Below are 21,752 nucleotides of genomic sequence, written 5' to 3'. Positions count from 1 at the left end.
CCCAAGGAGAAATGCTCATGTCTTATGTCGATGGTTTTATCGCTGCCGTACCCACCGCCAACCGCGGGCAATACCTCAAGCACGCCGAAATCGCCGCCTCGATCTTCAAGGAAAACGGTGCCTTGAGCGTGGTCGAATGCTGGGGCGAGGATGTCCCGGAAGGCAAGGTCACCTCGTTTCCCATGTCGGTGAAGCTCAAGGACGGTGAAACCGTGGCCTTCGGCTGGATCATCTGGCCGGACAAGGCCACTCGCAATGCCGGAATGGACAGGATGATGCAGGATCCGCGCATGAAGCCGGACGTCAATCCGATGCCCTTCGATGGCCAGCGCATGGTCTACGGCGGGTTCGAAGTACTCCTCCAGGCCTGACGCCGCACTCGGGATCACTCCGGCGTCGGGGTGATCCTGCAACTCTTGCGCTGGCGGATCTCGTCGTCCGTCGGCCGCTCGCGGATGAACTCGAAGCGCGGCTCGCCTTCGCTGTAATGCACCAGCCAGCCCCATTCCAGCTTGAGTTCATCCTGGCCGGGCTCGGGCGGTCTGGCCCACCATGGTTCCTTGCTGATGATCTGTCGCATGGCCCCCTCCGGTTTTTCGGGATGCTGAAACTATAACTCGCATGCTCGGCGGCGCCACATATGCGCTGGCCGGCATTCGAGAGTTGAGTACACTCAGGCAGTCTTCCCAGGAGGTGCCCGGCATGAACGACGAATCCCGCGAGCCGTTCAAGCGTCTGTTCTTTGCGTTGAACTGCGCCCCGGCCCAGCGCCGGGAGATAGCGCAATGGCGCAGTGCATTGCAACTGCGCAACGGACGGCCGGTGCCGGCGGAAAACTTTCACCTGACGCTGAAGTTTCTGGGGGCGGTGGGCGTGGCGCAGATTGCCGAAGTCTGTACCGCGGCGGCGGCGATCCGTACACCGGGCGAGCGCTTGACGGTGGTGCTGGACCGGCTGGACGTGTGGCGCAGGGCAGGCGCGCTGGTGCTCGCGCCACAGCAGGCGCCCCCGGCATTGCTGCGCCTGGTGTATGCCCTGGAACAGGCGATGTTGCCGTTCGGCCTGGAGCAGGCCCCAAGGGAATACCGTCCGCACCTGACCCTGGCGCGGGACTATCGGGCGCCGGTACCGGAGTCCGCAACGACGCCGGAGTTTTTCCTGCGTGCCGACCGGTTCACCCTGTTCGAATCCCACAAGGGCCGTTATCGGGCGCTGGCCGAATGGCCTTTGATTGACCCCCAATAAAAAGCCCGGATGATTTCGCGGCCGACGATTATCGTCGTTTCAGCCCGCGCTTCCAGGGCGAAAACGTCGCGAAAAACCTGCTGCTGGTGCAACAGGTACAAGCGCTGGCGGCAGAAAAAGGCGTGACGGCGGGCCAACTGGCGCTGGTGTGGGTGTTGGCCCAGGGTGACTGCCTGATTCCGATTCCGGGCACCAAGCAACGTAAATACCTGGAAGAAAACGTGGCCGCACTGGAGGTGACGCTGAGTGGCGAAGAACTGCACGCGCTGGAAGCGATCTTTGCGGCCAATGCCACCGCAGGCCTGCGTTATCCGGAAGAAGTCATGAAACTGCTCGACCGCTAAGGGTTGCCGGCCCGTTCGATGAACCGGGCGGGCCGGGCAACACCGCGTCAGGCCTTGGCCGGCAGACCATTTCCCGATCGCAAAAGCAAGATCAAAAGATCGCAGCCTTCGGCAGCTCCTACAGGGGAACGCGTACACCACCATACAACGAGGTCGAGCGTTAGCTCGCCTCGCGGTGCTGTTGCGGTGCACGCCCCCTCGAGAGGCCGAGCGCAGGTTCTGCGCAGTGGGCAACCCGGCATGGATGCCGGGTTAGCCGCGTACGGCCATGGATGGCCGATCGCGGCGGGCCCACGGAGCAGGACCGGAGCAAGGGGATGCCGAGCCTAGGCGAGGCACCGAACGTAAGGGGCAAAAGCGTTTGGTTACTTGGCGCTTTTCCAAGTAACCCGCTGTAAAAGCGGAACCATAGGAGGCCGTTACCGCAGAAATGAATATGTACACCACCAATAAAATACTCCAGCCAGGAGGCCGCCATCGCCAGCAAGCCGTTTCCTACAGGTATCGGTGTTCCCCGGAATTGCGTGAAGAACCATAAAAAAGGCGCCCGAGGGCGCCAAAATTCACCTGAACCGAGGGAGCCAGGTGAGGCCGTTCTACTTGCAGGAGAGGCAGCGGTGGTAAGGCGCTGCGTGAACGGAAAAGGTTTGAACATCGTACTTGATCGAACACATCACTCCGTAGGAGCTGCCGGAGGCTGCGATCTTTTGATTTTGCTTCGGCACGAACTCTCAAGATCAAAAGATCGCAGTCTCCGGCAGCTCCTACAAAAGCAGGTGAATTACTGGCCGAGTTTCACCTTGGTCCAGCCCCGGGTCATGATCCGCTGGACGGCAATCGGCTGGTCCGGCACGGCATAGAGCGTGGCCATCACCGCTTCCGGCGGATAGGAGCCCGGATCGTTGCGGATCGCTTCATCCACCAGTGGCGTGGCCGCAGCGTTGGCGTTGCTGTAGCCGATGTTGTTGGTGATGTCGGCAATCACGTCGGGGCGCATCAGGAAGTTCATGAACAGGTACGCATTCTCGACGTTGGCGGCATCGCGGGGAATGGCGAGCATGTCGTAGAAACTGGCGGCGCCTTCTTTCGGGATGCTGTAGTCGATCTTCACCTTGTCCCCGGCTTCCTGGGCGCGGGCCTTGGCCTGCAGCACGTCGCCGGAGTAACCGACGGCCACGCAAATGTTGCCGTTGGCCAGGTCGGAGATGTATTTCGAGGAATGGAAGTACGCCACGTTCGGGCGAATCTTCATGAACAGCGCCTCGGCTTCGGCGATGTGCTGTTTGTCCTGATCGTTCACCGGGTAGCCCAGGTAGTGCAGGGCGGTCGGGATCATTTCAGTCGGCGAATCGAGGAAACTGATGCCGCAGGCTTTGAGCTTCTCGGCGTTTTCCGGTTTGAACAGCAGGTCCCAGGAGTTGGTCGGGGCGTTGGCGCCGAGCACTTCCCTGACCTTCTGCGGGTTGAAACCGATGCCGATCGAGCCCCACATGTACGGGATGGCGTGGGCGTTATCGGGATCGCTGGCGGAGGCGTTTTTCAGCAGCACCGGGTTGAGGTTTTTCCAGTTCGACAGCTTCGTCTTGTCCAGTTCCTGATAGACGCCGGCCTTGATCTGCTTGGCCAGGAAGCTGTTGGACGGCACGACGATGTCGTAGCCGGACTTGCCTGCCAGCAGGCGTGCCTCAAGGGTTTCGTTGCTGTCGAAGACATCGTAGGTCACCTGGATGCCAGTCTCGTCCTCGAACTTCTTGACGGTATCCGGGCCAATGTAATCCGACCAGTTATAGACGCGCAGAACCTTGTCATTGGCCTGGGCGCCAGTGGCGATTGCGCCCAATAAGGACAGTGTCAGCAGAGTCCTGCCAAACATTTTCATCGGTACAACTCCATTTCTTTTTTATTCAAAAACACAAAGCAAAATTGCAATCAACATAAAACCTGTGACGAGGGAGGGTACCCATCATCCTGTAGGCGCTGTGTAGGAGCTGTGTAGGAGCTGTCGAGTGCAACGAGGCTGCGATCTTTTGAAGGCAAGATCAAAAGATCGCAGCCTGCGGCAGCTCCTACATTAAGCTGTCGCTCCCGCCATTTTCTTTTCAGGCTGCTGCCAGGATTCGCTGGCGGTCTGGTCCATGGCTTCCTGGATCGCGCGCTTGCGGGTGGCTTCGGCGCGGCGGCTGAAGTACCAGACCATGAAGGTCACGATCGACACGGCCAACAGGATCAGGCTGGCCACGGCGTTGATCTCGGGCTTGACCCCAAGGCGCACCGCCGAGAACACTTCCATCGGCAGGGTCGTGGAGCCCGGGCCGGACACGAAGCTCGCCAGCACCAGGTCATCGAGCGACAGGGCGAACGACATCATGCCGCCGGCCGCCAGTGACGGCGCGATCATCGGAATGGTGATCAGGAAAAACACCTTGAACGGCTTCGCACCCAGATCCATGGCCGCTTCTTCGATGGACAGGTCCAGTTCGCGAAGGCGGGCGGAGACTACCACCGCCACATAAGCGGCACAAAACGTGGTGTGGGCGATCCAGATGGTGACGATGCCACGCTCCATCGGCCAGCCGATCAACTGCGCCATGGCCACGAACAGCAGCAACAGCGACAGACCGGTGATCACTTCAGGCATCACCAGCGGCGCGGTGACCAGGCCACCGAACAGCGTGCGACCCTTGAAGCGGGTAACGCGGGTCAGGACGAACGCGGCCAGCGTCCCGAGTGCGACTGCCGCAATCGCGGTGTAGCAGGCGATTTCCAGCGAGCGCAACACAGAGCCCATCAACTGGCTGTTGTCGAGCAGACCGGCGTACCACTTGAACGACCAGCCACCCCACACCGTCACCAGCTTGGAGGCGTTGAACGAGTAGATCACCAGGATCAGCATCGGCAGGTAGATAAACGACAGGCCGAAAATCAGCATGAACTTTGAAAATCCGAAGCGTTTCATCCCCGTGCCTCCATCTCTTTGGCCTGGCTGCGGTTGAACAGCAGAATCGGCACAATCAGGATCAACAGCATCACCACCGCCAGGGCGGACGCCACCGGCCAGTCGCGGTTGTTGAAGAACTCTTGCCACAACACACGGCCGATCATCAGGGTTTCCGGGCCGCCCAGCAGTTCCGGAATCACGAACTCACCGACCACCGGAATGAACACCAGCATGCAACCGGCGATGATGCCGTTCTTGGCCAGCGGCACGGTGATTTTCCAGAAGCTGTTGAAGGTGCTCGAACCCAGGTCCGATGCCGCTTCCAGCAGGCTCTGGTCATGCTTGACCAGGTTGGCGTACAGCGGCAGCACCATGAACGGCAGATACGCATACACCACGCCGATGTAGACGGCGATGTTGGTGTTGAGGATCTCGATCGGGTGTGACGTCAGCCCGGTCCACATCAGGAAGCCATTGAGCAGGCCGTTGTTGCTGAGGATGCCCATCCACGCATAAACGCGAATCAGGATCGCGGTCCAGGTCGGCATCATGATCAGCAGCATCAGCACGTTCTGCGCTTCCTTGCTGGCCTTGGTGATGGCGTAGGCCATCGGGAAACCGATCACCAGGCACATCACTGTGCTGAAAAACGCCACCTTCAACGACCCCAGGTAGGCGGACAGGTACAGCTCATCCTCGCCCAGCAGGGTGTAGTTGCCGATGTTGAGCAACAGCTGGAATTTCTGCTCGGCGTAGGTGTAGATCTCCGAGTAGGGCGGAATGGCCAGGGCCGCTTCCGAGAAGCTGATCTTCATCACCAGAAAGAACGGCAGCATGAAGAACAGGAACAGCCAGATGAACGGAATCCCGATGACGAACTTGCGCCCGCTGGGGACCCACCTCAGGAATTGCTGATTGAAGGTTTTCATGCGCGCAGTACCACGCCGCTGTCGTCTTCCCACCACACGTAGACCTGATCGTCCCAGGTCGGACGCGCACCACGGCGTTCGGCGTTGGCCATGAACGACTGGACGATCTTGCCCCCGGGCAGCTCGACGTAGAACACCGAGTGGCCACCGAGGTAGGCGATGTCATGCACCTTGCCGGCGGACCAGTTGTAGCGGTTCTCCGGCTTGACGGTGCTGACCAGCAGTTTTTCCGGGCGGATCGCATAGGTGATCGACTTGTCCTGCACCGACGTGCTGACGCCATGACCGACGTAGATCTTCTGCTCCAAGTCCGGGCTGTGGATGATCGCGTGACCTTCCAGGTCCTCGACCACGGTGCCGTCGAAGGCGTTCACGTTGCCGATGAATTCGCAGACCATGCGGCTGACCGGTGCTTCATAAATGTCCACCGGGCTGCCGATCTGGGCGATCCAGCCCAGGTGCATGATCGCGATGCGCTGGGCCATGGTCATGGCTTCTTCCTGGTCGTGGGTCACCATCACGCAGGTCACGCCCACGCGCTCGATGATCTCGACAAGTTCAAGCTGCATTTGCGATCGCAGCTTTTTATCGAGGGCGCCCATCGGTTCGTCGAGCAGCAGCAGCTTCGGACGCTTGGCCAGGGAACGGGCCAGGGCCACGCGCTGACGCTGGCCGCCGGACAGCTGGTGCGGCTTGCGCTTGGCGTACTGGGTCATGTGCACCAGGCGCAGCATCTCCTGCACCCGGGCGTCGATTTCGGCCGCTGGCAAACGGTCCTGCTTGAGGCCGAAGGCGATGTTCTGCGCCACCGTCATGTGCGGGAACAGCGCGTAGGACTGGAACATCATGTTGATCGGTCGTTCGTACGGCGGCATGTCGGTGATGTCGACGCCGTCGAGCAGAATCCGGCCCTCGGTCGGGCGCTCGAAACCGGCGAGCATGCGCAGCAGGGTCGATTTGCCGGAACCGGAACCACCGAGCAGGGCGAAGATTTCGCCCTGGTGGATTTCCAGGGACACATCGTCCACGGCGGTGGTTTCGTCGAACTTCTTGGTGACGCGATCGATTTTCACCAACACCTTTTTCGGTGCCTGGTGACCCTCAAGAGCCTTCCTGTAGATGCTGGAGGCGTTTGCCATGTGAAACTCCCAACAGGTTTCAGTCGCCCGGCCAACACGGCCCGGCTTAATAGTGGATTGCAAACCCGTATCGGGGACTTCGGTCAGAACGCAGACCCTGTGGGAGCGAGCTTGCTCGCGATGAGGCCGGCACAATCGACATTGATGTCACCTGACACATCGCTATCGCGAGCAAGCTCGCTCCCACAGGGATTTGCGTTTGCTGATCGAACTCACCCATACCGCTCGGGTTTATTCGGCGCCGCCATCCTGGCTGCCTGGTCGTACTTGTTGTTATTGCAGTGTGTTGTTTTCGCGAGCGGGGCACGCAAAAGCGCCTGCCCGCTCGCGTTGGGCAGTTAATCGTTGAATGTGGGTATCAGTTCGTCAGTTCGAGTGACGCAGAGCCGCCCGTTGCCGGCAGGCTTCGCCGAACGCCTGGAAAATACTCAGATAAGGAGGGTTGCTCAGCACCTGCCATTCCGGGTGCCATTGCACGCCGAGGGCGAAGGCCTTGCTGTGCTCGACCGAGATCGCCTCGATCAGGCCATCGGGCGCGACGGCTTCGGCGCGCAGGCCGGGAGCGAGGCGGTCGATGCCCTGGCTGTGAATCGAGTTGACCTGGAACACCGCAGGCAGGTCCAGCGCTTCGAACACACCGCCCGGCTGCACATTCACCCCGTGAGCGGGAGCGTATTGCACGGCCAGGTCCGGATGGTCGGCCTCGCGATGGTCGAGCAAGCCCGGGAGCTCATGGACCTTCTGATGCAGGCTGCCGCCGAACGCCACGTTCATTTCCTGGAAGCCACGGCAGATGCCGAGCACCGGCACGCCCGCTGCAATAGCGGCGCGGATCAGCGGAAGGGTGGTGGCATCCCGCGCCGGATCGTGATCCGTGCCGGGGGCGCTGTCGGGGCCTTGATAGTGGAAGGGTTCCACGTTCGACGGCGAGCCGGTCAGCAACAGACCGTCGAGCTGCGGCAGCAGGTCCTCGATGTCGGTCAGGTCGCCTAAGGAAGGAATAACGACAGGCAGCCCCAGCGCGGCAACGCTGACAGCACGCAAGTACTTGTCACCGCTGATGTGGTAGGGGTGCAGGCCAATCTGTTTGACGCATGCAGTAACGCCGATCAATGGCTTGAATGCCATTTTTATCACCTCGAAGTTTCACACTTGAACGAGCTTTTCCGGAGCTTAGCCTTGTTGATTTTAATTAACAACTCTCATGTAAAAAATTCTAAACGCCGCACGTCCGATCTTCAGGATTTACGCGTGTTTGAGGGCGTATCTGGCACTCTCGTCCGCCTGAGAGGCCCGAAAATAAACGTTGAAAGGCCAGGTGTTCGCTATTGACTTCACTTTGCCTTTCGGATTGACTGGGCTCGTGAAAGGGCGGTGAACATAATAATTAACAGTAAAAAATAGGTGCATCATGTCGGTCCCTCTGCGTACCGTTCAACTCAACGAAGCAAACGCATTCCTTAAGAAATATCCTGAGGTTTTGTACGTCGACCTTCTGATTGCGGATATGAACGGTGTGGTGCGCGGTAAGCGCATCGAACGCACCAGTCTTCATAAGGTTTACGAGAAAGGCATCAACCTGCCGGCGTCTCTGTTCGCTCTGGACATCAATGGTTCCACGGTGGAAAGCACCGGCCTGGGTCTGGACATCGGCGATGCCGACCGGATCTGCTACCCGATCCCCGGCACCCTCAGCATCGAGCCATGGCAGAAGCGCCCGACCGCGCAACTGCTGATGACCATGCACGAAATCGAAGGCCAGCCGTTCTTCGCCGACCCGCGTGAAGTACTGGCCAATATCGTGCGCAAGTTCGACGACCTGGGCCTGACCATCTGCGCCGCGTTCGAGCTGGAGTTCTACCTGATCGACCAGGACAACGTGAACGGTCGTCCGCAATCGCCGCGTTCGCCGGTTTCCGGCAAGCGTCCGATGTCGACCCAGGTGTACCTGATCGACGACCTCGACGAATACGTCGACTGCCTGCAAGACATCCTCGAAGGCGCGAAAGAGCAGGGCATCCCGGCTGACGCCATCGTCAAGGAAAGCGCCCCGGCGCAATTCGAAGTCAACCTGCATCACGTGGCTGACCCAATCAAGGCGTGCGACTACGCCGTCCTGCTCAAGCGTCTGGTGAAGAACATCGCCTACGACCACGAGATGGACACCACCTTCATGGCCAAGCCGTATCCGGGCCAGGCAGGTAACGGTCTGCACGTGCACATTTCGATTCTCGACAAAGAAGGCAACAACATCTTTGCCAGCGAGGATCCCGAGCAGAACGCCGCGCTGCGACACGCGATCGGCGGTGTGCTCGAGACCCTGCCGGCGCAGATGGCGTTCCTTTGCCCGAACGTCAACTCGTACCGTCGTTTCGGCGCTCAGTTCTACGTGCCGAACTCGCCGAGCTGGGGCATCGACAACCGCACCGTGGCCGTGCGTGTACCGACCGGTTCGCCGGACTCGGTGCGCATCGAACACCGCGTAGCGGGCGCCGATGCCAACCCGTACCTGCTGATGGCTTCGGTATTGGCGGGCGTGCACCACGGCCTGACCAACCAGATCGAGCCGGGCGCCCCGGTGGAAGGCAACAGCTACGAGCAGAACGAGCAGAGCCTGCCGAACAACCTGCGCGACGCCCTGCGCGAGCTGGACGACAGCGAAGTCATGGCGCGCTACATCGACCCGATGTACATCGACGTGTTCGTGGCGTGCAAGGAAAGCGAGCTGGCCGAGTTCGAGAACTCCATCTCGGACCTTGAGTACAACTGGTACTTGCACACGGTCTGATTGGCAGCTACCCGCCACACCCTTGATGGCGGGTGACTACCCCTGTAGGAGCTGCCGAAGGCTGCGATCTTTTGACTTTTGCTTTTAAGATCAAAAGATCGCAGCCTTCGGCAGCTCCTACAGGGATCGGGTTTCAAGTTTTTGATTGAGGGCATTCGGCCCGACGATCACCTATTCCCCTGCGTCGAGTCACAACCATGACAAACACTCGCAGCGATTGGGAGCAACGCTTCCAGTCCCTCTCTATTGAAGGTCGCGCATTCATTGACGGCCAATACTGCGCGGCCGCCAGTGGCGCCACGTTCGAATGCATCAGCCCCGTGGACGGTCGTTTCCTGGCGAACGTCGCCGGCACCGACGAAGCCGACGCCAATGCGGCGGTCGCCGTGGCGCGTCGCACCTTCGAATCCGGCGTGTGGGCCAACCTGGCCCCGGCCGAGCGCAAGCGCATCCTGATCCGTTTCGCCGATCTGATCCTGGCCAACCAGGAAGAACTGGCCCTGCTCGAAACCCTCGACATGGGCAAGCCGATCAGCGACTCCATGAGCATCGATATTCCGGCGACCGCCAACGCGATCCGCTGGACCGCCGAAGCCATCGACAAGATCTACGACGAAGTCGCCGCCACGCCCCAGGATCAGCTTGGCCTGGTGACCCGCGAAGCGGTCGGTGTGGTCGCGGCCATCGTGCCGTGGAACTTCCCGCTGATCATGGCCAGCTGGAAATTCGCCCCGGCCCTGGCGATGGGCAACTCGTTCATCCTCAAACCTTCGGAAAAGTCCCCGCTGACCGCGATCCGCATCGCGCAACTGGCGCTGGATGCCGGCATCCCCAAAGGCGTGTTCAACGTCCTGCCGGGCTACGGCCACACCGTGGGCAAGGCGCTGGCGTTACACATGGACGTCGACGTGCTGGCCTTCACCGGCTCCACGGCGATCGCCAAGCAACTGATGATCTACGCTGGGCAAAGCAACATGAAACGCGTCTGGGCCGAAGCCGGGGGCAAGAGCGCCAACGTGGTGTTCGCCGATGCGCCGGACCTGCGCGTCGCCGCACAAGCCGCGGCCGGTGCCATTGCTTTCAACCAGGGCGAAGTCTGCACCGCCGGTTCGCGCCTGCTGGTGGAGCGTTCGATCCGCGAGCAGTTCATTCCATTGCTGGTGGAAGCCCTGCAAGCCTGGAAACCGGGCCACGCCCTCGATCCTGCGACCACCGTCGGCGCGGTCGTGGACCAGCGTCAACTGGACAACGTGCTGCGCTACATCGGCATCGGCAAAGAGCAGGGCGCCGAACTGATCGCGGGCGGCAGCCGCACCCTCGAAGACACCGGTGGCCAGTACGTGGAACCGACGATTTTCGACGGCGTGACCAACGCCATGACTATTGCCCGGGAAGAAATCTTCGGCCCGGTGCTGTCGGTCATCACCTTCGACACTGCTGAAGAAGCCCCGGCAATTGCCAACGACAGCATCTTCGGCCTGGCCGCCGGCGTGTGGACCAGCAACCTGAGCAAGGCCCACACCTTCGCCCGTGGCCTGCGTGCCGGCAGCGTCTGGGTCAACCAGTACGACGGCGGCGACATGACCGCGCCGTTCGGCGGGTTCAAGCAGTCGGGTAACGGTCGGGACAAATCGCTGCACGCGTTCGACAAGTACACCGAACTCAAAGCGACCTGGATCAAGCTCTGATAACAATAAAGCGACGGTCGCCGGCTCTGTCGGCGGCCATCGGAGAAACGTATGAAACAGAACTCTTCAACACAACAGCATGTAAACAGCTACTACGCCGCCACCCGCAACTTCACCGGCGATTTCCCGGTGCTGGAAGGGGCGGTGGACTGCGACGTCTGCGTGATCGGCGCCGGCTACACCGGCCTGTCCTCGGCCCTGTTCCTCGCTGAAGCGGGCTACAGCGTGACCGTGCTCGAAGCAGCCAAGGTCGGCTTCGGCGCCAGCGGTCGCAACGGCGGCCAGCTGGTCAACTCCTACAGCCGCGACGTCGATGTCATCGAAGAGCGCTACGGCGACAAGACTGCCGAAATCCTCGGCAGCATGATTTTCGAAGGCGCCGACATCATCCGTCAGCGCATACAGCACTACGACATCCAGTGCGACTACCGCCCAGGCGGTATCTTCGCGGCGATGAACAAGAAACAACTCAAGGGCCTGGCCGAGCAGAAGAAGAGCTGGGAACGCTACGGCAACAAGAACCTGAAAATGCTCGACGCGGCCGACATCAAGCGCGAAGTCGGTTCCGAAGCCTATGTCGGCGGCCTGCTGGACATGCAGGGCGGCCACATTCACCCGCTGAACCTGGCACTCGGCGAGGCTTCGGCCATCATCGGCCTGGGCGGCAAGATCTACGAGCAATCGGCGGCGGTGGAAATCACCTACGGCGAGCCCATCACCGTGCGCACGGCAAAAGGCGTGGTCAAGGCCAAGTACCTGCTGATCGCCGGTAACGCCTACCTGCCGCAGGGCCTGGACAACCGCGTGACCAGCAAGAGCATGCCGTGCGGTTCGCAGATCGTCGTCACCGAGCCGTTGTCGCAGCAGCAGGCCCGCAGCCTGATCAAGAACAACTACTGCGTCGAAGACTGCAACTACCTGCTCGACTACTACCGCCTGACCGCCGACAACCGCCTGCTGTACGGTGGTGGCGTGGTCTACGGTGCGCGCGAGCCGGACGACATCGACCAACTGATCCGCCCGAAGATCCTCAAGACCTTCCCGCAATTGAAGGACGTGAAGATCGATTACCGCTGGACCGGCAACTTCCTGCTGACCATGTCGCGCATGCCGCAATTCGGCCGTATCGAGAAGAACGCCTACTACATGCAGGGCTACAGCGGCCACGGCGTGACCTGTTCGCACCTGGCCGGCAAACTGATCTCGGAAATGATCCGTGGCGACGCCGAGCGCTTCGATGCGTTTGCCTCGCTGCCGCACATGCCGATGATCGGCGGGCGCACCTTCTCGGCGCCGTTGACCGCCCTGGGCGCCGTGTACTACTCGCTGCGTGACCGTTTCGGCATCTAAGCTTTACCTCGCCGGCGGCATCTCCCCAAAGGGTGCCGCCGGCTTTTTAATACCAGAAACACCAAATCCCCTGTGGGAGCGAGCTTGCTCCCACAGGTCTTGTGACTTAACTCAGAAATATCACCAACAGGTTGTTTTCTTCAGCCGTTTATCGAACCTGCTGAGCATTATGAACAAACGTGATTTAATAGCCGCCTTTCACGTTTCCGGGACCGGAAAACGGCGTGATCCGCGCCTGCACTCCACCCCCATTACCCTTAAGTAGCACGCACATAAGGCTGTCATGGACACGGGCTCACGACTCAAATTAGTACGCGAAAGCTACAAACTGTCCCAGCGCGAGCTGGCCCGGCGTAGCGGCGTCACCAATGCAACCATCTCCCTGATCGAACAGAATCGGGTCAGTCCTTCCGTCAGCTCCCTGAAGAAATTGCTGGAGGGCATCCCCATGTCCCTGGCCGACTTCTTCACCTTCGATCAGCCACCGCGCGAACACCAGTACGTCTTCCGTGCCAACGAACAGCCCGACCTCGGTCGCCATGGCCTGCGCCTGCTGCTGATCGGCGCGTCCGTGCCAAGCCGGCAGATGCGCTTGCTGCGCGAGCAATACGCACCGGGTGCAAGCTCTGGCGAAGAGCCGATCGTGCATTCCGAAGGCGAGGAGTGTGGGTTGGTGACCCGGGGCACCGTGGAGTTGACCGTGGATGGCCAGGTGAGCGTGCTCAACGCCGGGGATGGCTATTACTTCCCGACGACCTTGCCGCACCGGTTTCGCAACATCGGGGCGGATGAGGCGGAAATCATCAGCGCCAACACACCGGCGAACTTCTGATAACCGCTTTACAGGCAGGGTTCATCAGCAACCAACCGTCAAAACCCGCATCTGATGCGGGTTTTTTTATCACTCGAATCTGGTTATGGCCTGGCATCTTGAAGTGCAGCGCTGGTCATTCCCGCTGCTCAAGAGGAAACACTGCACCCTTTGCGGGTTATATCGATCTGTTGGTAGTCGGCGCGGTTTTCTTTCTGCAGGGTGTCCAACAGAGCCAAGGTTGCTTGCGGATCATTGAGCGGTAATGTCTTGAGTACCTCGACATCGACATCCCACCACTGGCTGTTGATCAGCGCCTCGATCAACTCGGGTGTGTGCCGATACCTGACAATTTTTGCCGGGGTGCCGGCAACAATGGCGTACGGTGGCACGTCATGGGCAACCAGGGCGCGGGTTGCGATGACTGCGCCGGTGCCTATGGTCACGCCTTCCAGGATCATCGCGCTATGGCCGATCCAGACGTCATGCCCAATCGTGATGTCCGCAACCTCCGGGTCGTAAACCAGCGCCGTGTCGGTATATTGAAAGGGATGTGAACTGAGCCAGTCCAACGGATGCGAGCTCTTTTGCTGGCCGATAAAACAGCTGCTGCTAATGGAACAAAACCTGCCAATGGAGGAGACCGCCGAAAGGAAGCAGTCACTGCGGATATAGGTATGCGCGCCGATCTCCAGCTTTTTTGATTCTATGACCACATTCCCAAGCGTCACGCCTTCTTCAATGGTCAGTGTCGTTCTTTTGTGCAGTGACAATAAACCGCCCGCCACTTTGCATTTGTGTTTGCGAATCCATCTTTTCCAGTAACTGTTTCGCAAATAGCTGATTATTTTTTTCATGACGGGCTGTCTTGGATATCCGTAATAGGGCTTGGTCATGGCCCCATGAGCCAGCGGCCGAGTCTAAATGAATCGGCGGGGGAGATGAATTTTTTAGACGTTTTTCAAAAAACCGCTTTTGTGCGTCTCGGGCGCTGATCAGTGCAGGAACTGCGCCGGATGAGGGTCGTGAGCAATGTGCTGCTAATACACCGGCGAGTTTATGATCAGGGATTCAACGATCATTGTTTGGCCGCAAATTTCCGTCGTTGTTGATCGTCCATCCGGAAATCGTTTTTGTGGACAGAGAGAAGGCGTATTGCCATCATTGCGCTTCTTGCACCTCAAAAGGATTTCTTCTCATGCGCAAGCTACTTCTTCTGGTCATGTTGGCCGTTGTAGTAACGGGTTGTTCCAGTCGTAAAGAATTTTACGCAACCGGCGGGAGCCGAGCGGATGGCTCGATCGATATGGCTTACGACTTCAAACCTTTCGAGACTCCGGTCGTTGATTACAAGCAGGCTGAGTCGATTGCAAACAGCAAATGTGCGGTGTGGGGTTACGAGCGCGCAGAACCCTTCGGTGGTCAAACCCAGAATTGTCAGTCAAGAGATGGCTGGGGTAATTGCAACGCCGGGCAGATGATCGTCAAGTATCAATGCATTGGAAATATCACACCACCAAACCAGGCTTCAGCGTCTTCGCAGTCGTCTGTACCGGTTGGAATGCTGACGCCTGCTCAGTACAAGGAAGCGCGAGTGAAGGCTTTGATGGACAAAAAGCTCCCTTACGCTGAGTACCAGAAGGAATATCAGGCGATCATGGCTGAATAGTTCAGTCGATATCGTTTCCGCTGCTCGGTTTCATTTCTTTAGTCTGAGTGCGGTCGTCGGTTGAAAAGCAAAAAGTGAGATTTTGAGCGAGCAACAAAAACCCGCAGAAATGCGGGTTTTTTGTGCTTGAAAAATATCACTGCTTCTTCGGCCCCTCAAACCCTCGCTGCTCGATCACCCCAAACACATCCCGCACATCCTGAAGCAGAATCCGCGAAATGTTGGTGACGGTGTTGATGTCGTTTTCGGCGTAGTCGGGGAGGCTGGTGCAGGCCATGAGGTTGAGGTATTGCAGGACGGCGTTGAGACGTTCGGCGGCGCAGTTGTGGAGTTCGCGCAGCGGGGCGTCGCTGTCGATGAGGAGGACGGGGTAGCTGGTTGCGATTTGTTTCATGGGGGTGAAGCGGCGAGGCGGATTTTGCATTGTCATAAGGTAGAACTCTTCAAAGGTTCGTGAAGTGCCACCTTTTGCTGCGAAACAAATGGGTGGCAGCTATGTGCGGGTTCGCAGACCGGAGAAGAGTCAAGCCGGCAGACCCGAAGGTCTCCCACACACAGCCGCCATAAAACGAAACGGCGGCAAATTTTGCCACAGTTGTCATTTAGCTGTGTTCCTTCTTCTACAGGGCTGCGAAACCCAATCGCCAACTCAAGTCAGCGACCGGCGCACATTAGGCATGGATTTCGACGGCTGCAACCGGCCTGTAGGACGCCAAAAGCCCCCTGTGGCGAGGGAACTTGCTCCCGCTCGGCGGCTCCGGCGCCGTAAAACCGGGCGCTGCGGTGTGTCTGAGGAAATGAGTTGCAAGGGATGAGGGCTGCTTCGCAGCCCAGCGGGAGCAAGCTCCCTCGTCACGGGGGGTAAATTCCTACAAATTATTCAGACGTCAAAATTGAACGTTCGTCGGATGGCGGGTTGCTACCATCGCAATTGCCTGCCGATATCAACACGGCTGCTACGCTTGGTCGTTGCAGTGCCCGAGCCCCATTCCTGCTCACGCTGCAAGGGTTATCACGGAGTGCGACATCCATTCCTGTCGGCAACCTGCACGGAGGCAGGCGATGGTGATCAAAAGCATGGCCGATCCGACTGCGGCGGGGGTTCCCGAGCCGCTCGATCGGGAAGAAATCGAGCGGGTGCTGGCACTGTTGCTGGTCAGCCCGTTGTTTGCCAAGTCCAGGCGCATGGGCAGTTTGTTGCGCTTTCTGGTCGAGCACGACCTTCAGGCTTGCAAAACGCCGCTGACCGAACACGCCATCGGCATCGCGGTGTTTCGTCGTGACCCGGCAGTGTATTGCACGGGCGACGATCCGGTGGTGCGAGTGCAGGTGGGGCGCTTGCGGCGCAAGCTCGCAGCGCATTACGCCGGCAACGGCCAGCAGGACTCGGTGCGTTTGTGCATTCCACCCGGGTGTTATCGCTTGACCTATCAGCGGCTGCGGCCCAAGGGCGTCGGCACTCGCCATCCGGTGGTCCAGATCCAGCCGTTTACCTGCCTCACCCGCGATGGCGATGACTTTACCCGGGGCTTGTGCGAGGAGTTGAGCTGCCGATTGTTCGAGTCGTTCGAGCAGGCGCAGACCGGGACCAATCATGTGTTGATGCGGGTGGCACGCAACAGCGAGCCGGTACCGGACTTCAAGCGTGGCGGGCGTTACAGCTATTGCCTGGAGGGCAGCGTGCGGGTCGAGCCTTCGCGGGTGCGAGCGTCATTGCGCCTGGTGGATGTGGCGCAGGGGCGGATTCGCTGGTCGGCGCAGTTCGATCGTGATCGACCCTATGGCATCGCCACCCAGGAGGACCTCGCGCAGTCGATCTGTCGCTCGCTGACGGGCTACTTCGCCACGACGGGCAAAGAGGAGTGAAAGGGCAACCGCAAGGTTGCCCCGGCATGACGGTTACACGGTTTTCCACTGACCGCCTTCGTAAAGGCGAGCTGCGGTGTTATCGAACGTCAGGTCGATTTCGATCGCCTTGGAGCGTGAGGTACTGAACATGGTGCTGGTCTGTACGTTCTGTTCGAACCACACGAGGATGGTTTCCACCGGCGTCAGCACGGTATTGCCGGTGACGACCTGGTTTACGGCCACGTAGATTGGCGTACTGACCTGATTGCCATCGATACCGGTGGACAACTGGTTGACCCCCGGATGAATCGGCGCGTAGTTGTTCACGAAAGTCAGGGAAGTGTCCGGGCCACCGGTTACCGCCGGGCTCAGCAGGCCGCTTTCATCAAGTGTCGAGGTTTGCCCAAGGCCAATGTTGACGATGTTGGTCGAGACTTTGACTTGCACGTTTTCCTTGAACACGTTGGAGGCGAACAGCTGATACTGCGGCGTCCAGCTGAACTCGTTGTTGCTCAGGTACGCGTCATAGGACTGCCAGACCACGTTGTAGTCGGCGTCACCTACCTTCTTGGCAAAGCACAGCTTGTAGCCGGACTTCTTCAGCAGCGTCAGGTCTCCGGCGGCGATTTCGATGGTGACGGTTTTTTGCGAAGCCGCCAGGGCCGACCTCAGTACCCGGCCGTAATCTGACGCCTTCAGTTGCGTTGCACCCATGATCGACTTGACGGCTTCTTGCACATCATTGTGAAGCTGCTGGCTCTGTTGGCTGACAGCGATTGATTTGCTCATGGTTTCCCTCTTCCTTGGTGGTGTGTTGGGCAAATAATGGGCTGCTGGCGCTTGGCGCTGCAGTCCATTGACGGCTTCACTCTAGGGTCGAGGGGCAGGGCGGCTAAGTGTCTTGGTGTTACAAGCGGGTATCGGGGTTGTATCAGGGGCTGAGCCAGCGGGGCAGCCGATCGACCGCCCCGCCTTGACCTCAGGCGGCCCGGGCATCGGCCCAGACGAAGTTCCAGCTGGTGCGTTTGCCCTTGGCGATCTCGATCAGCTTGTTCTCGTACACCGTGTGATTGACCACGCCGGTGTAGGTCAGGGTGCGGGCGGCATTGGTCCCGGTGACCTCGTCCGGCTTGCCGCCCGCCTCGAACATGGCTTTTTTCATGTCGGCATCCGACGGGGCGCTGCTCTGGTTTTTTTCCACTTTGACGAAACTCATGATTCACCTCTTCCGTGATGGGGGGATCGGTGCAAGCGCGGGCCGACAAGTCGACGACCCTGTTCCACACCGACGGCCATACTCTATTGGCCCGTTCGGCGGCGCAGAAGTGACAACTGCGCCGCTGAGGTAACAATCGGGAAACAGCGCCACGCTTTGAAGTATCTGCGACGTATCAAGCGTGGATTCACGTCGAAGCGTCGCAACGCGTTCTTGATGAGTGCAGTGGCGGCCACGTTGGTACTGGCATGTTTTTCGGATGTCAGGGCTGTGTGATGAGCAAGCGCAGTGAGATGCCTATAATTGACAAGCCCCATCCTCCGGCAAACGCCTGCAAGGCTTCGATCGGATGAGCGTAGACGGTTTGGCGGTTGGTGACTTGATGGAACCAACTTCGTCTATAACATCTAAATATTCAGGGAATATTCCCCACGACGAAGGAATGAATCATGTTCAGGACTCGATCATTGATTGCAGCTGTTACCTGTTTGGCTCTGGTCTGCGGCTCGGTGACGGCGCTGGCTGATCCCGGTAATGGCCAGGGTAGCGGGAAAGTCACCCATGGCAACCAAGGCAACAAGGGCCAGGGCAACCAGGGTGGTCATGGCAACAAGAACAAGAATTCCGGCGGCGGCGGGGACTGGAGCAATGGCCCGAGCATCAACCGTGGCAGCGTGCTCGAGATCATTGGTGTGAATACGGGCTACTGGAGCCCAGGGCCTGACTTGCCACCGGGTATTCAGAAGAACCTTGCCCGAGGCAAGCCGCTTCCACCCGGTATCGCCAAAAAACTCGATGGCCGACTCGTCGGCAGGCTGCCCCACTATGATGGCTACGAATGGCAGCAAGTCGGCACGGACCTGATCCTGGTTGCGCTGGCCACCGGGCTTGTCTATGAAATTCTCGACGGTGCGTTTGATTGACGTGTGGAAGGTAGTCTTCCCGCTGATTCAAAGTGCTCCAGCCGTTTGTCGTGGTACTTGAACTGTTGGAGGGATATCGCGTCATACCTAACGCGATATCAACCTCCTATGGAAGCAATCATGCTTTTTAAAAACAAGAGTCTCGTTGCTGTAATGTCATGCGCCATGATGCTTGCAGCCGCCCCTTTGCTGCCTGATGGCCTGTCGATCATGGGCTCCGCATACGCGAAGGACGGCGGTGGCGGTGGCGGTGGCGGCGGAAACGGCGGCGGTGGCGGCGGTGGAAATGGCGGCGGTAACGGCGGTGGTAATGGTGGCGGAAACGGCGCAGGTCACGGCGGCGGCATGGGTGGCGGACACGCCGGTACCGGCCACTCCGGCAGTAACGGCCGCGGCAACGGGCTGGACAGCGACCATGCTGGCAAATCCGTGCGCGACCATGGCCTGAGCGGGAACCACTACGGCAGTGCGCGCAACGATGACAGCGGTCATGGCAGCACGACCTCGGGCATCGCCCATTCCAAGGATACTCGTGGCGTCGCCAAGGCCACGGCCATTTCGGCCTCGACGCCGGGTGAGCACAACACCAAAGGCTTGAGTAAAGCCGGGCTGTCGACCTCGAAAAAAACCCATTGAGTTCGCGGCGACAGATCAGTTTCTAAAAAAGCAAAAAACCCGCTGCAAGGCGGGTTTTTTTATGCCTGGAAATTGATCGGCGACCACCGCGCAGCTTGTTCCCCGCCAGCACAACAGGCATTACACGGACAGAAAACGAGCCACCTGGACACATCGCGCAGTGATTTGCGTACGCGGGCGATTTGTCATGTTCAGCGCCATTTCAATGTAGATATTAGTCAGCCCAACGCGATTTCAATGAGGCTGCACTGTGTTCCAACGACTTGTGTGTTCGCTGTCTGTTTTGAGCCTGTCCATCGCTGCCGCCCAGGCTGCCGAGACTGTCCCCCTCAACACACCACGCCTGAAGAGCATCGATAACTTGCGCGATGTCGCCGGTCTCACCACCGCGTACACCACGGCCAATGACGGCACGATGCGGGGCGGGGTGTTTTACCGCTCCAACGCGCTGACGCCATCGGCGGCGGATCTGGCGACCCTCAACGGCCTGGGCATCAAGGCGGTCTACGACTTGCGCACGCCAACCGAAATCGCCGCTACGCCCGACACGATGCCCGCGGGTGCGACGTACACCAACATCGACATCATCGGCGGCTCCACGTCGGGCGCGAACGTCACCAACGTCGCGTTCCACAGCGCCGCCGAAGCCACCGCCATGATGCAGGACACCAACCGGGATTTCGTCCGCAACGCTGGGATGCGCAGCGAGTTCAACCAGCTGTTCAATGAGCTGGCCACGGTCGACGGCGCGGCTGTGTTCCACTGCACCGCCGGCAAGGACCGCACGGGCTGGACCGCCGCTGTGCTGCAAAGCATCGCCGGGCTCGACGATGCCACCATCATGAGCAACTACCTGGCGACCAACGACTACACCGCCGCGCGTATGAGGGCGACCCTGGCGGCGTTGCCACCGAACCTGGGGACCATCTATGGCCCGTTGATCGGTGTAGAGGCCAGTTACCTGCAGGCCGGCCTGGACGAGGTGACCGCGCAGTACGGCACGATGGATAACTACCTCAAGGAAGGCCTCGGCCTGTCCCAGGAAACCATCTACGTGCTGCGCGGCAAGATGGTGTTCTACAACAGCCTGCCGGGCGCGGCGGACCTGGCTGGCAACGCCGCGGCCGGCGCGCAGTTGTTGCAGCAACTGCAGAACAGCAACCTGTCGGGCACCTACAGCGCCTACAACTACTACCTGCAGTCGGCCATCGATGCCCGCAGCCTCGGGGGCGTGGAGTCCACCGTCGGCGGTCAGGTGCACGCCGACGCCGCCAGCTACCTGCTGCGCCAGGGCGCGATGATCGAACAGGCCGCCGCGCCGTTCACCAGCGGAATCGACCTCAAGGCCGGGCAATATCGCCTGTGGAGCACAGCGTTGGCGGGGTATCTGGGCACCGATGGTTCCTCCCAGGCCTCCAGCAGCAACGAGCATAGCCAGGGCATGATGATCGGCCTGACCCAGCGCTTTTCCGAACAGCTCAGCGCCCATGCCGGCTTTGGCTACAGCAGCGGCAATGTCGGTGGCGCAGGTGGCGAGGCCGATACTGACCTGACCTTCTTCAGCGTCGGCGCACGCTTTGCCCCGAACGGCCTGGAGCGCGGCCTGTTTGTGGATGCCGATGCCAGCGCCGGCTATCTCGATTACGAGAGCAAGCGTGAACTGGGCGGCGGTCTGGGCACGGCCAAGGGCGACAGCCATGGCAACCTCACCGGCGCGACCCTGGCCCTCGGTTACCGTGTACCGGTGAATGGCGTGACCCTCGAACCGAGCCTCGGCGTGCGGATCAGTCACGTCAACCTGTCGGGTTTCCAGGAAAAAGGCAGCGAACTGGCCCTGGACGTCGACGGCATCCACGAGACCCGCAAGAGCGCGGTGGCCAACCTCAACGCATCCTTTGCGCCTGTCAGCCTCGGTGCCTGGCAAGTGGTGCCGGGCCTGCAAGTGGGCTACGAGCATGTGTTGGGTGACCATGAGGTCGACAGCGAAGGGCAACTGCTGGGGCTGGACATCGAACAGCAAGCCGCCTTCGACAACCGTGACCAGTTCACCGGTGGCGTCAACGTCATGGCCAACCTTGGTCCGTGGAGCGTGGGGGCAGAAGTCGGCGCCAGCGGTGGCGGCGATAGCCACGGCTTCAATGGCGGGCTGAAGGCCAGTTATCTGTTCTGACGATCAGTTGAGGCAATCTGTGGGAGTGAGCCTGCTCGCGAAGTGGTCGTGTCAGTCG

General features: G+C 59.8%; 21 protein-coding genes and 1 pseudogene. 12 read left to right on the top strand and 10 right to left on the bottom strand.

Features of this window, described 5'->3' with window-relative positions; all coding sequences use genetic code 11:
- Positions 1 to 17 precede the first annotated feature (17 nt).
- A complete protein-coding gene (locus AB4O40_RS05220; RefSeq protein ID WP_056727283.1) occupies positions 18 to 371 on the top strand; it encodes a DUF1428 domain-containing protein in 354 nt (117 codons plus the stop codon).
- A gap of 14 nt (positions 372 to 385) precedes the next feature.
- Here AB4O40_RS05220 and AB4O40_RS05215 read toward each other — a convergent pair whose 3' ends face one another.
- The gene (locus AB4O40_RS05215) at positions 386 to 580 is read right to left on the bottom strand and encodes a hypothetical protein (RefSeq protein ID WP_056727280.1); all 195 of its coding nucleotides are present in this window, start codon (positions 578 to 580) and stop codon (positions 386 to 388) included.
- Between the two features lie 122 nt (positions 581 to 702).
- Between AB4O40_RS05215 and thpR the strand changes: the two genes are divergently transcribed.
- Positions 703 to 1,245 carry an RNA 2',3'-cyclic phosphodiesterase gene (thpR, locus tag AB4O40_RS05210; protein ID WP_460055715.1) on the top strand — a complete coding sequence of 181 codons (543 nt, stop codon included), beginning with the start codon at positions 703 to 705 and terminating at the stop codon, positions 1,243 to 1,245.
- Positions 1,242 to 1,589 (top strand): annotated as a pseudogene (locus AB4O40_RS05205) (aldo/keto reductase); the annotation flags it as partial. The gene thpR and the pseudogene AB4O40_RS05205, both read left to right, overlap by 4 nt.
- Positions 1,590 to 2,370: 781 nt before the next feature.
- Here the strand turns inward: AB4O40_RS05205 and AB4O40_RS05200 are convergent.
- From AB4O40_RS05200 to AB4O40_RS05180, 5 genes are all read right to left on the bottom strand, one after another.
- Entirely contained in the window at positions 2,371 to 3,468 is a 1,098-nt protein-coding gene (locus tag AB4O40_RS05200) for a polyamine ABC transporter substrate-binding protein (RefSeq protein ID WP_056727970.1), read from the bottom strand.
- Positions 3,469 to 3,660: 192 nt separating this feature from the next.
- Entirely contained in the window at positions 3,661 to 4,545 is an 885-nt protein-coding gene (locus tag AB4O40_RS05195; RefSeq protein ID WP_056727968.1) for an ABC transporter permease subunit, read from the bottom strand.
- Positions 4,542 to 5,456: an ABC transporter permease subunit gene (locus AB4O40_RS05190; protein ID WP_056727966.1), complete on the bottom strand. Its 915-nt coding sequence runs from the start codon at positions 5,454 to 5,456 to the stop codon at positions 4,542 to 4,544. The genes AB4O40_RS05195 and AB4O40_RS05190 overlap by 4 nt, the downstream gene beginning before the upstream one ends.
- Positions 5,453 to 6,595 (bottom strand): polyamine ABC transporter ATP-binding protein, encoded by a 1,143-nt coding sequence (gene potA, locus AB4O40_RS05185; RefSeq protein WP_046042409.1) that lies wholly within the window; start codon positions 6,593 to 6,595, stop codon positions 5,453 to 5,455. The genes AB4O40_RS05190 and potA overlap by 4 nt, the downstream gene beginning before the upstream one ends.
- A gap of 366 nt (positions 6,596 to 6,961) precedes the next feature.
- Positions 6,962 to 7,723 carry a gamma-glutamyl-gamma-aminobutyrate hydrolase family protein gene (locus AB4O40_RS05180; RefSeq protein WP_460055719.1) on the bottom strand — a complete coding sequence of 254 codons (762 nt, stop codon included), beginning with the start codon at positions 7,721 to 7,723 and terminating at the stop codon, positions 6,962 to 6,964.
- Between the two features lie 283 nt (positions 7,724 to 8,006).
- Between AB4O40_RS05180 and AB4O40_RS05175 the strand changes: the two genes are divergently transcribed.
- The 4 genes from AB4O40_RS05175 (at position 8,007) to AB4O40_RS05160 (ending at position 13,253) form a co-directional block, all read left to right on the top strand.
- A complete protein-coding gene (locus tag AB4O40_RS05175) occupies positions 8,007 to 9,383 on the top strand; it encodes a glutamine synthetase family protein (protein WP_056727960.1) in 1,377 nt (458 codons plus the stop codon).
- Positions 9,384 to 9,580: 197 nt separating this feature from the next.
- The gene (locus AB4O40_RS05170) at positions 9,581 to 11,071 is read left to right on the top strand and encodes an aldehyde dehydrogenase (RefSeq protein ID WP_460160136.1); all 1,491 of its coding nucleotides are present in this window, start codon (positions 9,581 to 9,583) and stop codon (positions 11,069 to 11,071) included.
- A 51-nt stretch (positions 11,072 to 11,122) separates the two neighbouring features.
- Positions 11,123 to 12,421 carry an NAD(P)/FAD-dependent oxidoreductase gene (locus AB4O40_RS05165; protein WP_056727956.1) on the top strand — a complete coding sequence of 433 codons (1,299 nt, stop codon included), beginning with the start codon at positions 11,123 to 11,125 and terminating at the stop codon, positions 12,419 to 12,421.
- A 283-nt stretch (positions 12,422 to 12,704) separates the two neighbouring features.
- Positions 12,705 to 13,253, top strand: a complete 549-nt coding sequence (locus tag AB4O40_RS05160) for a cupin domain-containing protein (RefSeq protein ID WP_007975263.1) — start codon at positions 12,705 to 12,707, stop codon at positions 13,251 to 13,253.
- Positions 13,254 to 13,381: 128 nt separating this feature from the next.
- On the opposite strand, the gene AB4O40_RS05155 is transcribed toward AB4O40_RS05160, so the two are convergent.
- The gene (locus AB4O40_RS05155) at positions 13,382 to 14,089 is read right to left on the bottom strand and encodes a CatB-related O-acetyltransferase (RefSeq protein WP_414913803.1); all 708 of its coding nucleotides are present in this window, start codon (positions 14,087 to 14,089) and stop codon (positions 13,382 to 13,384) included.
- A 341-nt stretch (positions 14,090 to 14,430) separates the two neighbouring features.
- Between AB4O40_RS05155 and yecR the strand changes: the two genes are divergently transcribed.
- Positions 14,431 to 14,901, top strand: a complete 471-nt coding sequence (gene yecR / locus AB4O40_RS05150) for a YecR family lipoprotein (protein ID WP_056727954.1) — start codon at positions 14,431 to 14,433, stop codon at positions 14,899 to 14,901.
- Between the two features lie 136 nt (positions 14,902 to 15,037).
- Here yecR and AB4O40_RS05145 read toward each other — a convergent pair whose 3' ends face one another.
- Positions 15,038 to 15,331: a hypothetical protein gene (locus AB4O40_RS05145; protein ID WP_056727952.1), complete on the bottom strand. Its 294-nt coding sequence runs from the start codon at positions 15,329 to 15,331 to the stop codon at positions 15,038 to 15,040.
- Positions 15,332 to 15,963: 632 nt separating this feature from the next.
- Here AB4O40_RS05145 and AB4O40_RS05140 point away from each other — a divergent pair.
- Positions 15,964 to 16,767: a hypothetical protein gene (locus AB4O40_RS05140; RefSeq protein WP_056727950.1), complete on the top strand. Its 804-nt coding sequence runs from the start codon at positions 15,964 to 15,966 to the stop codon at positions 16,765 to 16,767.
- 33 nt (positions 16,768 to 16,800) lie between these two features.
- Here the strand turns inward: AB4O40_RS05140 and AB4O40_RS05135 are convergent, their stop codons facing one another.
- Positions 16,801 to 17,538: a hypothetical protein gene (locus AB4O40_RS05135; protein ID WP_056727948.1), complete on the bottom strand. Its 738-nt coding sequence runs from the start codon at positions 17,536 to 17,538 to the stop codon at positions 16,801 to 16,803.
- A 190-nt stretch (positions 17,539 to 17,728) separates the two neighbouring features.
- A complete protein-coding gene (locus AB4O40_RS05130; protein WP_056727946.1) occupies positions 17,729 to 17,965 on the bottom strand; it encodes a hypothetical protein in 237 nt (78 codons plus the stop codon).
- Between the two features lie 449 nt (positions 17,966 to 18,414).
- Here AB4O40_RS05130 and AB4O40_RS05125 point away from each other — a divergent pair, with 449 nt between their 5' ends.
- From AB4O40_RS05125 to AB4O40_RS05115, 3 genes are all read left to right on the top strand, one after another.
- Positions 18,415 to 18,888: an anti-virulence regulator CigR family protein gene (locus AB4O40_RS05125; protein WP_223542409.1), complete on the top strand. Its 474-nt coding sequence runs from the start codon at positions 18,415 to 18,417 to the stop codon at positions 18,886 to 18,888.
- A gap of 120 nt (positions 18,889 to 19,008) precedes the next feature.
- On the top strand, positions 19,009 to 19,524 hold the full coding sequence (locus AB4O40_RS05120) for a hypothetical protein (RefSeq protein WP_409079604.1): 516 nt from the start codon (positions 19,009 to 19,011) through the stop codon (positions 19,522 to 19,524).
- Positions 19,525 to 19,774: 250 nt separating this feature from the next.
- Positions 19,775 to 21,694 (top strand): tyrosine-protein phosphatase, encoded by a 1,920-nt coding sequence (locus AB4O40_RS05115; RefSeq protein ID WP_460055727.1) that lies wholly within the window; start codon positions 19,775 to 19,777, stop codon positions 21,692 to 21,694.
- Positions 21,695 to 21,752: the final 58 nt, after the last annotated feature.

Source organism: Pseudomonas sp. S2_F07, assembly GCF_054668325.1.
Note: the sequence above shows the minus strand (reverse complement) of the source record. Positions and strands in the feature narration are given on the sequence as shown.

What these genes read in the sequence shown, in the direction of transcription:
- AB4O40_RS05190 (WP_056727966.1), bottom strand. Translation starts at nt 5,456, where the DNA reads ATGAAAACCTTCAATCAGCAATTCCTGAGGTGGGTCCCCAGCGGGCGC.
- AB4O40_RS05165 (WP_056727956.1), top strand. Translation starts at nt 11,123, where the DNA reads ATGAAACAGAACTCTTCAACACAACAGCATGTAAACAGCTACTACGCC.
- AB4O40_RS05180 (WP_460055719.1), bottom strand. Translation starts at nt 7,723, where the DNA reads ATGGCATTCAAGCCATTGATCGGCGTTACTGCATGCGTCAAACAGATT.
- AB4O40_RS05125 (WP_223542409.1), top strand. Translation starts at nt 18,415, where the DNA reads ATGTTCAGGACTCGATCATTGATTGCAGCTGTTACCTGTTTGGCTCTG.
- AB4O40_RS05135 (WP_056727948.1), bottom strand. Translation starts at nt 17,538, where the DNA reads ATGAGCAAATCAATCGCTGTCAGCCAACAGAGCCAGCAGCTTCACAAT.
- AB4O40_RS05200 (WP_056727970.1), bottom strand. Translation starts at nt 3,468, where the DNA reads ATGAAAATGTTTGGCAGGACTCTGCTGACACTGTCCTTATTGGGCGCA.
- AB4O40_RS05160 (WP_007975263.1), top strand. Translation starts at nt 12,705, where the DNA reads ATGGACACGGGCTCACGACTCAAATTAGTACGCGAAAGCTACAAACTG.
- AB4O40_RS05170 (WP_460160136.1), top strand. Translation starts at nt 9,581, where the DNA reads ATGACAAACACTCGCAGCGATTGGGAGCAACGCTTCCAGTCCCTCTCT.
- yecR (WP_056727954.1), top strand. Translation starts at nt 14,431, where the DNA reads ATGCGCAAGCTACTTCTTCTGGTCATGTTGGCCGTTGTAGTAACGGGT.
- AB4O40_RS05215 (WP_056727280.1), bottom strand. Translation starts at nt 580, where the DNA reads ATGCGACAGATCATCAGCAAGGAACCATGGTGGGCCAGACCGCCCGAG.
- AB4O40_RS05140 (WP_056727950.1), top strand. Translation starts at nt 15,964, where the DNA reads ATGGTGATCAAAAGCATGGCCGATCCGACTGCGGCGGGGGTTCCCGAG.
- AB4O40_RS05220 (WP_056727283.1), top strand. Translation starts at nt 18, where the DNA reads ATGTCTTATGTCGATGGTTTTATCGCTGCCGTACCCACCGCCAACCGC.
- AB4O40_RS05145 (WP_056727952.1), bottom strand. Translation starts at nt 15,331, where the DNA reads ATGACAATGCAAAATCCGCCTCGCCGCTTCACCCCCATGAAACAAATC.
- potA (WP_046042409.1), bottom strand. Translation starts at nt 6,595, where the DNA reads ATGGCAAACGCCTCCAGCATCTACAGGAAGGCTCTTGAGGGTCACCAG.
- AB4O40_RS05175 (WP_056727960.1), top strand. Translation starts at nt 8,007, where the DNA reads ATGTCGGTCCCTCTGCGTACCGTTCAACTCAACGAAGCAAACGCATTC.
- AB4O40_RS05155 (WP_414913803.1), bottom strand. Translation starts at nt 14,089, where the DNA reads ATGAAAAAAATAATCAGCTATTTGCGAAACAGTTACTGGAAAAGATGG.
- thpR (WP_460055715.1), top strand. Translation starts at nt 703, where the DNA reads ATGAACGACGAATCCCGCGAGCCGTTCAAGCGTCTGTTCTTTGCGTTG.
- AB4O40_RS05130 (WP_056727946.1), bottom strand. Translation starts at nt 17,965, where the DNA reads ATGAGTTTCGTCAAAGTGGAAAAAAACCAGAGCAGCGCCCCGTCGGAT.
- AB4O40_RS05195 (WP_056727968.1), bottom strand. Translation starts at nt 4,545, where the DNA reads ATGAAACGCTTCGGATTTTCAAAGTTCATGCTGATTTTCGGCCTGTCG.
- AB4O40_RS05120 (WP_409079604.1), top strand. Translation starts at nt 19,009, where the DNA reads ATGCTTTTTAAAAACAAGAGTCTCGTTGCTGTAATGTCATGCGCCATG.